Source organism: Caballeronia choica (assembly GCF_001544535.1).
In the GTDB taxonomy this organism is placed as follows: Bacteria; Pseudomonadota; Gammaproteobacteria; order Burkholderiales; family Burkholderiaceae; genus Caballeronia; species Caballeronia choica.
On sequence record NZ_FCON02000657.1, the window covers coordinates 1 to 504 of the forward strand.

The 504-nt window shown below is 59.9% G+C and carries 1 protein-coding gene; it reads right to left on the bottom strand.

Going from position 1 to position 504, the window contains the following annotated elements; translation table 11 throughout:
• Nucleotides 1-39: 39 nt before the first annotated feature.
• Nucleotides 40-504, bottom strand: a 465-nt coding sequence (locus AWB68_RS46200) for an IS3 family transposase (protein WP_125483351.1), incomplete at its 5' end; no start/stop codon positions are given.

The window sequence follows — 504 nt, forward strand, 5'->3', positions numbered from 1 at the left end:
TGACCTTGCCCCCGTTTGGCGAATCCCATACCGAGGATGTTATGCGGCCTTGCCTTGCTGCGCTGCGAACCACTTCTGCTCGAAAGTCATTGGGCTGACGTAGTTGAGCGTCGAGTGTAACCGGCGTGCATTGTAAAAGCCCAGCCAGTCAATTACCTCGTCCATTGCGGCACGCCGCGTGGCAAAGTGTCTGCCGTGCATACGTGCTACCTTGAGCGAACCCCAGAGACTTTCGGTGGGCGCGTTATCCCAACAATCGCCGCGCCGGCTCATCGACGAACGCATGCCATAGGCCTTCAACGAGTCCTGAAACAGGCCGCTGCAATACTGGCTGCCCCGGTCGCTATGCACAATTACACCGGCTTCAGGGCGGCGCCGGAACCACGCCATGCGCAATGCGTCCGTGACCAGTTCGGCCTTCATGTGCGGCTGCATCGACCAGCCCACCACCTGCCGGCTGAACAGGTCGATGATAACCGCAAGGTACACCCAGCCTTCGGCTGT